This is a genomic window from uncultured Empedobacter sp., assembly GCF_937930195.1.
GTDB classification, from domain to species: Bacteria; Bacteroidota; Bacteroidia; order Flavobacteriales; family Weeksellaceae; genus Empedobacter; species Empedobacter stercoris.
This window is the reverse complement of sequence record NZ_CALGVK010000033.1, coordinates 33,250-43,240: the sequence shown is the minus strand read 5'-3', so window position 1 is coordinate 43,240 and position 9,991 is coordinate 33,250. Positions and strand designations below refer to the sequence as shown.

At 31.2% G+C, this 9,991-nt stretch carries 11 protein-coding genes; 6 read left to right on the top strand and 5 right to left on the bottom strand.

The features are described from left to right. Positions 1–11 precede the first annotated feature (11 nt). Positions 12–152 carry a hypothetical protein gene (locus tag Q0616_RS11875; protein WP_366940226.1) on the top strand — a complete coding sequence of 47 codons (141 nt, stop codon included), beginning with the start codon at positions 12–14 and terminating at the stop codon, positions 150–152. 78 nt (positions 153–230) lie between these two features. Here Q0616_RS11875 and trxB read toward each other — a convergent pair whose 3' ends face one another. Then, positions 231–1,175 carry a thioredoxin-disulfide reductase gene (gene trxB, locus Q0616_RS02065; protein WP_171622304.1) on the bottom strand — a complete coding sequence of 315 codons (945 nt, stop codon included), beginning with the start codon at positions 1,173–1,175 and terminating at the stop codon, positions 231–233. Between the two features lie 68 nt (positions 1,176–1,243). Then, complete coding sequence (gene holA, locus Q0616_RS02060; protein WP_260542604.1) at positions 1,244–2,254, bottom strand: DNA polymerase III subunit delta; 1,011 nt, start codon at positions 2,252–2,254, stop codon at positions 1,244–1,246. Positions 2,255–2,257: 3 nt separating this feature from the next. Between holA and Q0616_RS02055 the strand changes: the two genes are divergently transcribed. Together Q0616_RS02055 and Q0616_RS02050 are read left to right on the top strand one after the other, a co-directional pair. Continuing rightward, positions 2,258–2,710: a type I restriction enzyme HsdR N-terminal domain-containing protein gene (locus Q0616_RS02055; RefSeq protein WP_225539425.1), complete on the top strand. Its 453-nt coding sequence runs from the start codon at positions 2,258–2,260 to the stop codon at positions 2,708–2,710. 41 nt (positions 2,711–2,751) lie between these two features. Then, positions 2,752–3,285, top strand: coding sequence for a hypothetical protein (locus Q0616_RS02050; RefSeq protein WP_260542607.1), 534 nt, complete (start codon positions 2,752–2,754; stop codon positions 3,283–3,285). A 56-nt stretch (positions 3,286–3,341) separates the two neighbouring features. Here Q0616_RS02050 and can read toward each other — a convergent pair whose 3' ends face one another. The 3 genes from can to Q0616_RS02035 all read right to left on the bottom strand — a co-directional run bounded on the left by can (position 3,342) and on the right by Q0616_RS02035 (position 6,019). Beyond that, entirely contained in the window at positions 3,342–3,986 is a 645-nt protein-coding gene (gene can / locus Q0616_RS02045) for a carbonate dehydratase (RefSeq protein WP_171622307.1), read from the bottom strand. A gap of 26 nt (positions 3,987–4,012) precedes the next feature. Further along, entirely contained in the window at positions 4,013–5,557 is a 1,545-nt protein-coding gene (locus Q0616_RS02040; protein WP_298774627.1) for a SulP family inorganic anion transporter, read from the bottom strand. A 105-nt stretch (positions 5,558–5,662) separates the two neighbouring features. After that, positions 5,663–6,019, bottom strand: a complete 357-nt coding sequence (locus Q0616_RS02035; RefSeq protein WP_298774624.1) for a hypothetical protein — start codon at positions 6,017–6,019, stop codon at positions 5,663–5,665. A gap of 188 nt (positions 6,020–6,207) precedes the next feature. Here Q0616_RS02035 and Q0616_RS02030 point away from each other — a divergent pair, with 188 nt between their 5' ends. From Q0616_RS02030 to Q0616_RS02020, 3 genes are all read left to right on the top strand, one after another. Then, positions 6,208–7,047, top strand: a complete 840-nt coding sequence (locus tag Q0616_RS02030; protein WP_225532428.1) for a hypothetical protein — start codon at positions 6,208–6,210, stop codon at positions 7,045–7,047. A 183-nt stretch (positions 7,048–7,230) separates the two neighbouring features. Then, the gene (locus Q0616_RS02025; RefSeq protein ID WP_225532427.1) at positions 7,231–9,117 is read left to right on the top strand and encodes a S9 family peptidase; all 1,887 of its coding nucleotides are present in this window, start codon (positions 7,231–7,233) and stop codon (positions 9,115–9,117) included. 172 nt (positions 9,118–9,289) lie between these two features. Beyond that, positions 9,290–9,991 (top strand): hypothetical protein, encoded by a 702-nt coding sequence (locus tag Q0616_RS02020; RefSeq protein WP_188319875.1) that lies wholly within the window; start codon positions 9,290–9,292, stop codon positions 9,989–9,991.

Genomic DNA, 9,991 nt, shown 5'->3' with positions numbered 1-9,991 from the left:
TTTCTACCGGAATGGGATCAGAAATTCAAAAGCCTTTGGCAATTATGATTGTAGGAGGATTAATCATTTGTTTAATCCTATCCTTTACAATTCTTCCAGTTGTATTTTATTATGCATACAGAAAAGAATATCAACAGAAATTCCTGAAATAATTTGTAGTTGTTTATTTTATTAAAAGAAATAGCGAGCATTAGCTCGCTATTTTAGTATTTATAATTTCTTCTGAATAATTATCCTTCAAAAAATTCTGCTACATAGCGTTCTGCATCTAAAGCTGCACCACAACCAGCACCTGCTGCTGTAATTGCTTGTCTGTAAACAGAATCTTGTACATCACCCGCAGCAAAAACTCCAGGTATATTTGTTTTGTACGAACGATCTTGCGTAATTAAATAACCCGTTTCGTCCATATCCAATTTACCAACAAATAAATCTGTATTTGGTTTATGTCCAATTGCGATAAAAACACCATCTACAATTAATTCTTTTTCTTCATTCGTTACATTGTTGATAATTTTAGCTTTCTCAACAACATTATTTCCATCAAGACCAATTAATTCGTGGTTGTATAAAACCTCTAAATTTTGTGTATTAGCTACACGATCTTGCATCGCTTTAGAAGCGCGCATTTCGTCTTTACGAACCAATAAATAGACTTTATTACAAAGTTTTGATAAGTATGTAGCTTCCTCAGCAGCAGTATCACCACCACCAACTACAGCAACATCTTTTCCACGGTAGAAGAAACCATCACAAGTAGCACAAGCCGAAACTCCGCTACCAGCATACTTTGTTTCATCATCTAATCCTAAATATTTTGCAGTTGCACCAGTAGAAATAATGATAGAACGTGTTTGATACTCAGCTGTATTTGTTTTTACATGGTGGATATCACCTTCTTTTTCTCCAAAAGTTACTTCCGTTACATATTCATATTTAATCTCAGTTCCAAAACGCTCTGCTTGTTTTTGTAAATCAGCCATCAATTCTGGTCCAGTTACTGCTTCAGGATAACCCGGGAAATTTTCAACATCGGTTGTTGTTGTTAATTGACCACCAGGCTCCATTCCTGTTAAAATTAACGGATTCATATTAGCACGAGCCGCATAAATCCCTGCAGTATAACCAGCTGGTCCCGATCCTATAATGATGACTTCTCTTACGTTATTTTCCATTGTGAGTTTTATTTTTTACAAATTTAGTTATTCTAATTTTACTTTTAGTATAAGATTATTTCTTAAAATTATAGATGCATAATTTTATACACTAATTCAATCAACAATTGGCTTGGCGTTACATTTCCTGTTGTGCCAACACCTTTACCTTTCAAGTCATATTCGCGAATAAAAGAAATAATTCTCGTTGCTTTTTTTAACGGATAATTATTTGCTGCCGTCATCATTCCTTGTACAAAATAAGGGTTAATACCTAAAACTTTTGCCAGATTTTGTTTCGATTTATCCGCTGTCACATGGATTTGAATGATATTCGTAAACAAATTGAAAATTGTTGTGATAGAAACCACATACGGATTATCTTTTGGATTTTTTTCGAAATATTTGATAATTTTAAATGCTTTCTCGATATTTTTCGTTTCGATTGCATTTCGTAATTCAAATACATTATAATCCTTGCTAATCCCAATATGTTCTTCGATATGTTTGGGTGTAATCGTTTTATCAGCACCAACTATTGTAAATAATTTTTCTAATTCATTGTTCAAACGAGATAAATCGGCACCAACATATTCGGTCAATAGAAACTTTGCTTTTGGTTCAATTTTAAATTGATTGGTAGTTACTTTTTGTTCTATCCAAGCAGGAATTTCGCTTTCATAAATCTTTTTAAATTCAAAATAAAACCCTTTTTCATTCAGAATCTTGTAGATTTTTTTACGTTTGTCTAATGTATTTCCTTTGTAATTGATGATTAAAATTGTTGAATCTTGAACTTGATTTGCATACATTTCCAATTGATCAATCGAACGACTCAAATGTTGAGCTTCTTTTACAATAACAACCGATTTTTCCGCACCCATTGGGTATTGACGCGCCATTCCAATTAATTGTCCAATTTCTACATCTTGTCCATAAACAATTGTTTGATTAAATCCTTTTTCTTCTTCAGGTAAAATAGTTTCTTCTAACAAATCAGTTACCTGATCGATGAAAAACGGTTCGTCGCCCGCTAAGAAGTAAATCGGTTTATAGTGTTTGTTTTTTATATCTTTGATCAAAGATTCTACAGGACTCATACAATGACTGAATTAGTACAATTAAATTTTTCCGAAAAATACCAAATAAGATTGAAACAAGCCCAAGATAAATTGTATATCTTTTGTTTGATTCGAAAAAAATGGTTGGTCTATACACCCGAAGAATGGGTTAGGCAACACGTTCTGAATTATTTAATCTACGATTTAGGTTATTCAACTTCTGCGATTGCCTTAGAAGTTCCTATTGATATCACAGGAATGCGAAAACGTGCAGATATTGTAGTTTATCAACAAGAAAAACCTTGGATTATGGTGGAATGTAAAGCGCCTCATATACCAATTTCGCAAGCAACTTTTGATCAAATAGCACGTTACAATATTGTGTTAGGTTCTCAATTATTGATGGTTACAAATGGGTTGAATCATTTTTATTGCATGATGGATTTTGAAAATAAACGGTATAATTTTTTGAAAGAGTTGCCGAAAAAATGTTAATTTGCTAATTCGGTAATGAGTTGATGTGAAAATAATATGATTTGAAAAAGATTTTTTTATTACTTGTAATTTTTAATATAAATTGTTCTAAGCAAAATAATAAACTTACTGAACAAGTTTCTAAGTACGATGATGCTTCTTGGCATTATGGAAATGATTATCCAAAAGATTTAACTCAGGAAAATGCTTCTACGCATATCGGAATGTATTTAAAATGGTGTATTCATCATAATTTAATTTCTTCTGAATTGATTGAAGATACAAAAGATGGTATTGATGATGTGAAGAGCAATAGAATTACTGGAGCTACTTTTCTTATTAAATATTCTGACGGAAAATTTTTAGATTCTGATTTAAATGAAATTGGTAAGAATTTTACAAAAGATTATTATGAAAATGATTCTAAATTTTCTAAGATGTATGGTTCATATTTGGATGATTATACAAATCTATTTCAAAAGATTATTGATAATAAATCTGTTTACCATGTTGAAGACTCAGAGCTAAATTATTTGCTAATAAAAGAAAAGATTGATAAAAAGTTCGAAATTTGGAAAAATTTTGAATCAAAATAACAAAATCCACTCAAACGAGTGGATTTCACATTTCTAAAAATCTTATCTAAAAAAAATTAGTGAGAGATGTTTAATTGGAAAACAGCTTCCAAATCATCATTAGAATTAAGAGACACACCTAAATCTTTTACTAAACCAGAACTAACTCCATAAACCCAACCGTGCACATGTAAATCTTGACCTTTTGCCCATGCATTTTGTACAATTGACGTTTTTGCTAAATTAAGAACTTGTTCAGCAGCATTAATTTCGACTAAGCGATCACATTTTGTGTTCTCATCTGTAATGGCATCCAATTCTGCTTTATTGAAACGATAAGTATCTTTGATGTGACGTAACCAATTGTCAATTAATCCAACGGAAGCATTTCCCATTGCTGTTTTTACACCACCACATCCATAGTGTCCGCATACAATAATATCTTTTATTTTTAAGACATTTACAGCATAATCTAACACAGAAAGCATATTCATATCTGTGTGAACAACCATGTTGGCAATGTTACGATGCACAAATACTTCACCAGGTTGCGCACCAATAATTTCGTTGGCTGGAACTCGGCTATCAGCACAACCAATCCACAAAAGAGGAGGTTGTTGACCTTGAGCCAATTTGGTGAAAAAATCGGGGTCTAAATTTAATTTTGATTCAACCCATGCTTTGTTATTATCTAATATTTGTTTGTAATATTCGTTTGTCATTTTATATTGTTTTGTTTTTATTTTTTTTAATGTGCTCCAGCGACTAATACGTAACCAAAAAATTCTCTAAAAGAGGGAGGATTATCGACAGTTCCACGTTCAGAAATTAATCGGATATTAATGTTATTATTTTTAGCTTTTACCTTAAATTCATCCAAATATTCGATGATATCATAATCTAATATTCGAGTTTTACGGACATCTAATTCTAAGTTAGATCCAGGTTTCAATCCATCTAATTCTTTTACAATTGCTCCGCGGTTAACAAAAGTTACTTCTTCAGCAAAATTCATATGAAAAATGTTTCCTTCTTTTACTAACATCACATGCGAATTATTATACGATTTGATCAATGAAACGACAACACCAACAATTAAACCGATGATAATTCCTTTCAGCAAATCTGTTGCAAGAATAGCAATCACTGTAACAGCGAATGGAATTAATTGATCTTTTCCTAATTTTTTCATGTCCAAAAATTGTTTTGGATTACCTAATTTATATCCAATAACCAATAGGATAGAAGCTAATACAGCATTCGGAATTAAATTTAGAAAAATTGGAATAGATATTACACTTACTAATAATAAAATTCCATGTGTAATTGTCGATAATTTTGTAAGACCGCCACTCATCGCATTGGCAGAGGAACGAACAATTACTTGTGTGACGGGTAAACCTCCAATTAATCCAGATAAAGAATTTCCAATTCCTTGAGAAATTAATTCGTGATTAGTAGGCGTTTGACGTTTTAATGGATCTAATTTATCAGTTGCCTCAACAGAAAGCAAAGACTCTAACGAAGCCACAATGGCAATTGTAAAGGCTGTTTGCCAAACTAACGGATTCGTTAATCCATTCGCAAAATCAGGTGTCGTAAATTGAGCAAAGAAGTCTGTGATACTTTCTGGAATAGGAACTTTTACCAATAGATTATGATCGATAGAGAATACTTCGTGATTGGTGTCTCCAATCGTAATTTGATATAAAATTCCAATTAAAACCGCTACTAACGATCCTGGTAATAATTTGAAAAAGTTAGACTTTTTGCCTAAGATATTATCCCAAACGATCAAGATAAATAGAGAAATTATGGTGATAATAATCGCTCCTGGTGTAGCATTCGAAAAACTGAATTCGCTAAACGAAAAATTCCCTTGATACCCGAAAGCTAACGGAATTTGTTTTAAGAAAATAGAAATACCAATGGCACATAACATTCCTTTGATCACTGAAGAAGGAAAGTAATACCCAATAACACCAGCTTTTATAATGCCTAAAAGTATCTGAAATATACCAGCAATTACAACTGCAACTAAGAATAATTCATAAGCACCTAAATCGGTAATTGCATTTAAAACAATAACGACTAAACCTGCTGCTGGTCCAGAAACTCCGATTTGTGATTTTGAAATTAAGCCTACTACAATTCCTCCAATAATTCCAGCAATAATCCCAGAAAATAAAGGCGCACCACTGGCCAAAGCAACACCTAAACATAATGGCAATGCAACGAAAAAGACAACAATACTCGCTGGTATGTCCTTTTTCCAATTTTGAAAAATGTTCATAATGATATAAAATGAATAATTTATTATTTTTAAAAATGATATGAATATTGCTGTTCTATTTCCAATAATTGGAAGAGAATGAAGCAAATAATCTGTAAAAAAAAATTAAATTAATTCAGGAGGTGGTGTTGTAACTCTATTGTTCAAAGATGAATAAAGTTTGGAATGATGAAAGTCTATAAAAGAATTTTCTTTTGATTTGAAAAATGTAAACAAATTGATCTCATGAAAATAATGTATTTTTTCGGTAATTTCTTTCGAAGACGTATGATGATTTTCTTCTTCTGTAGAAGTTTGTGAAAAAAGCGCTTTCGTTGATTCGCTTGTTATATTTTCACAAGCATTTTGCTCTAATTTTATCTGATAATCTAAGTACCCAGCAATACCTTGCATGTTCGTGCTGAACACCAAAATAAGCGTAAAAAAAATTCCAATGATATGTTTGATCAGATTGTCTTTCATGACGCAACAAAAATATATTTTAATTTTTAATTACAAAATATCTAAAGAAATTATTAATAAATATTTATCATTTTATTTTATATCGCTTTATTATATTTATTGATTAAAAATATATAGAGATACAAAATTGATATCATAAATCATTTTTAATCATTCATATTAGGGGTAAATTTGCAAAAATTTAAATTTTGAAAAAGTATATAAGTGTAATGTTTTTAGTAGCTTTGGTGGCGACTACTTTTGGACAAGGAAAACATAATAAAGGAAAATTTTATGTTTATTGGGGTTGGAATCATGCGCAATACACAAAATCAGATATTCAATTCAAAGGAAATGGATACGATTTTACATTAGACAATGTAGTGGCACATGACCGTCAAACTTCTTTTGGAATTAAGTATTTCAATCCAACATCAATGACAATTCCTCAGTATAATTTCCGTTTAGGATACTTTGTTACAGATAATTGGAACATCTCTTTTGGTATTGATCACATGAAATATGTAATGGATCAAGATCAAATGGTTAACATGAATGGATCGATTAATACTGGTTCTGAATTTGATGGAAATTATAATAATGTCAATCAAAAATTAACAGAAGATTTCTTAACATTTGAGCACACAGATGGATTAAATTATGCGAACTTAGAAATTCGTCGTTTTGATAATATTCAGCATTTTCCAATTACTAAAAATGGAAAAGGAATAGATGTTAACGTAACTGCTGGTTTGGGTGCAGGTATTTTATACCCACGTTCTAATGTGAAATTAATGAGTAACGAACGTTACGATGAGTTTCATTTAGCTGGTTTTGCAACAGCAGCAATGGTCGGAATTAACTTTACTTTCTGGGATTATTTCTTTATACAAGCAGAAATGAAAGGAGGTTATGCTAATATGAATGATATTCGTACAACTGCCAATAAATCGGATAAAGCAAAACAAGATTTTTTCTTCTCACAACAAAACTTAGTTTTTGGAGCGATTATCCCAGTTTTTACTCATAAAAATAAGTTAAACTTTTAATTAAAGGATTAAATATAAAATATATAGCTTAATTTTAAACATCGATTAGACGATTTGAAAAAATTATTAGCGGAGACATCATTTGTATACATTTTGTATTGAATGATGTCTTTTTTTATGGGGAATATTTACCTTTCTCAATAAAGAATTGTTATTTTTACAAGGAAATTGAATAAAATTAACATGAATAGATTTTCTATATTAGTCGCAAGTATTTTAATGACGACGACAGCAATGGGACAAAAAGTGATGACGCCAGAATTGCTATGGCAAGTAAAAAAAGTTTCTCCAGTTGGAGTAACAAAAGATCAAAAAAATCTTATTTACAAAGTAACATCTACAGATGTTAAAACACAAGAAGACACGTCAAAAACATATATGATTTCATTAGCAGGTGGTAAAGCTTCAGAAATTGAAGACTACAAAACACTATTGGCTGATGTTTCATTAAATAAATCTCAACAATACAAAGCTGAAACAGAAAAGGTTAAATTACAAAAGGTTTTTGGGTCAGATTATTATCCAGAAATGGACAAATCAAATGTGCAGATTTACAATGAGTTAAATTATAGACATTGGGATACTTGGAACGATGGTCATTTTGAACATTTATTTGTGTCAGAAAATAAAGAAAATGCAACAAAGATTGATGTTTTAAAAGATGAACCGTATTCAGTTTCTGAATTTGTTTGGGCACCAGATGGGACAAAAGTGTTGTATGTTTCTAAAAAGAAATTTGGTACTGATTATGCGTTGAGCACAAACACAGATATCTTTCAATACGATTTAACAACAAAGAAAACGACCAATATCACAGAAGGAAAAATGGGGTATGACAATACACCAAGCTTCTCGTCTCAAGGAGATTTCGCTTTTTTGAGTATGGCGCGTGATGGTTACGAAGCGGATAAAAATGATTTAATTGTTCGTCGTGGTGATCTTGAACTAAATATTACAAAACATTGGGACGGAACTGTACAAAATTACAAATGGAGTAATGATGGTACAAAAATATATTTCAATGCACCAGTTGGAGGAACTGTTCAATTATTTGAAGTTGATGTCAACTTCAAAATGAAAAAGATGCCTTTCATAAAGCAAATTACAAAAGGTGATTTTGATATAGCAGATATTAAAGAAGTTGTAGGGAATAAGGCTGTCGTAACAAAAACAGATATCAATCATGCAGCAGAAATATATGTAGTTGATCTTAAATCTGGATCGTTAACACAATTGACAAACGAAAACAAAGACATTTTTGATAACATTGCGTTGAGTGATGTAAAAGCAAGAACGATCAAAACGACAGACGGAAAAGATATGCATGCTTGGGTAATTTATCCACCAAATTTTGACCCAAACAAAAAATACCCAACTTTATTATATTGTCAAGGAGGTCCACAATCTGCTTTAACTCAGTTCTATTCTCCTCGTTGGAATTTTCAATTAATGGCTGCTCAAGGTTATATCGTGATTGCGCCTAATCGTAGAGGAATGCCAGGACATGGAGTAGAATGGAACGAGCAAATTTCGAAAGATTGGGGTGGGCAAGTAATGGATGATTATCTAGCAGCAATTGATGATATTTCGAAAGAACCATATGTTGATAAAGATCGTCGTGGAGCTGTTGGTGCATCTTACGGAGGATATTCTGTTTATTATTTAGCAGGAATTCACGAAGGTCGTTTCAAATCATTTATTTCGCATAATGGTGTGTTCGATTTGAAATCAATGTACGGAACAACAGAAGAAATTTTCTTTACAAACTGGGATGCCGGTGGTGCTTGGTGGGAAACGAACAATAAAGCTGCACAAAAAACATATACTAAATTTGATCCAAGCAGTACCGAATTAGTCAATAAATGGAATACACCAATGTTAATTTATGTTGGAGGACACGATTACCGTGTACCAATGGGACAAGGACAAGAGGCATATCAAATTTTACAATTGAAAGGAATTAAATCTCGTTTTATTTATTTCCCTGAAGAAAATCACTGGGTGTTAAAACCACAAAATTCAATCATTTGGCATACAGAATTTTTCAAATGGTTAAAAGAAACGTTATAATTCAATTATAAACATATTAAATAATTTAAAAGTGCAATTTCTATAGAAATTGCACTTTTTTATTTGTTTGAAAATCAATGACAATATTCAATAAGTAATCCAATTATTTTTTAAAATTTTGCAGAATAGAATAATCGTTGTAAATTCAAAAACAGAAGTCAAACCCCAATTTATGAGTAAGGAAAATAACAAAATATACTTTTCAAATAGCCCATTTACAAACGGACACAAAGTAATAGATTTTGTTTGGAGTGCTCGCCTTGATGAAAATTTTGATCTATGGATGGATCTTCATTTAGAATCTGATAATTACGATCAAGAAGAGGAATATAAAGACGATTTAGATGAAATAGACGATATCTCGCAAGAAAATGTTACAAAACAACTTTGGATCAATTATGATCATGCCATTATTTCGAGCACATATTGGAACAATAAGGGAATTAAGATAGAGAATAATGAGCAATTAGATTTTAATCAGCTCAATAATAAAGTATTCGAAATTGATCCACTTCCGATTAATCTTGATGAACCAGAAAAATTAGCCTTTGGTGTTTCGATGTTAGGGAATGATACCGTTGCACAACACGAAATTACATTTTTAGATACAGAAGAATTTGGTGTTTTTGATATCAAATGGAAAGGAAAAATTGCCAATACACATTTAGGAGAAACTGATTTCGACTATGATTTTTATGTGTACATGAAGAACATAAAATTCAATGGAATTAAAGTACATCCATCTCTTGAAAAAAATAAAGTTGTTGAGTTTTTTACATCTCAATTAGCGCATTATAATGACTTTGAATTGGTTGACACAGATGAGTTAGAGTTAGAAAATTATATTTTAAAGTTAAGAAAGCAAGAAGATTAA

Coding starts and splice junctions, on each gene's coding strand:
- Q0616_RS11875 (WP_366940226.1), top strand. CDS start 12: ATGGGATCAGAAATTCAAAAGCCTTTGGCAATTATGATTGTAGGAGGA.
- trxB (WP_171622304.1), bottom strand. CDS start 1,175: ATGGAAAATAACGTAAGAGAAGTCATCATTATAGGATCGGGACCAGCT.
- holA (WP_260542604.1), bottom strand. CDS start 2,254: ATGAGTCCTGTAGAATCTTTGATCAAAGATATAAAAAACAAACACTAT.
- Q0616_RS02055 (WP_225539425.1), top strand. CDS start 2,258: ATGACTGAATTAGTACAATTAAATTTTTCCGAAAAATACCAAATAAGA.
- can (WP_171622307.1), bottom strand. CDS start 3,986: ATGACAAACGAATATTACAAACAAATATTAGATAATAACAAAGCATGG.
- Q0616_RS02040 (WP_298774627.1), bottom strand. CDS start 5,557: ATGAACATTTTTCAAAATTGGAAAAAGGACATACCAGCGAGTATTGTT.
- Q0616_RS02035 (WP_298774624.1), bottom strand. CDS start 6,019: ATGAAAGACAATCTGATCAAACATATCATTGGAATTTTTTTTACGCTT.
- Q0616_RS02025 (WP_225532427.1), top strand. CDS start 7,231: ATGAATAGATTTTCTATATTAGTCGCAAGTATTTTAATGACGACGACA.
- Q0616_RS02020 (WP_188319875.1), top strand. CDS start 9,290: ATGAGTAAGGAAAATAACAAAATATACTTTTCAAATAGCCCATTTACA.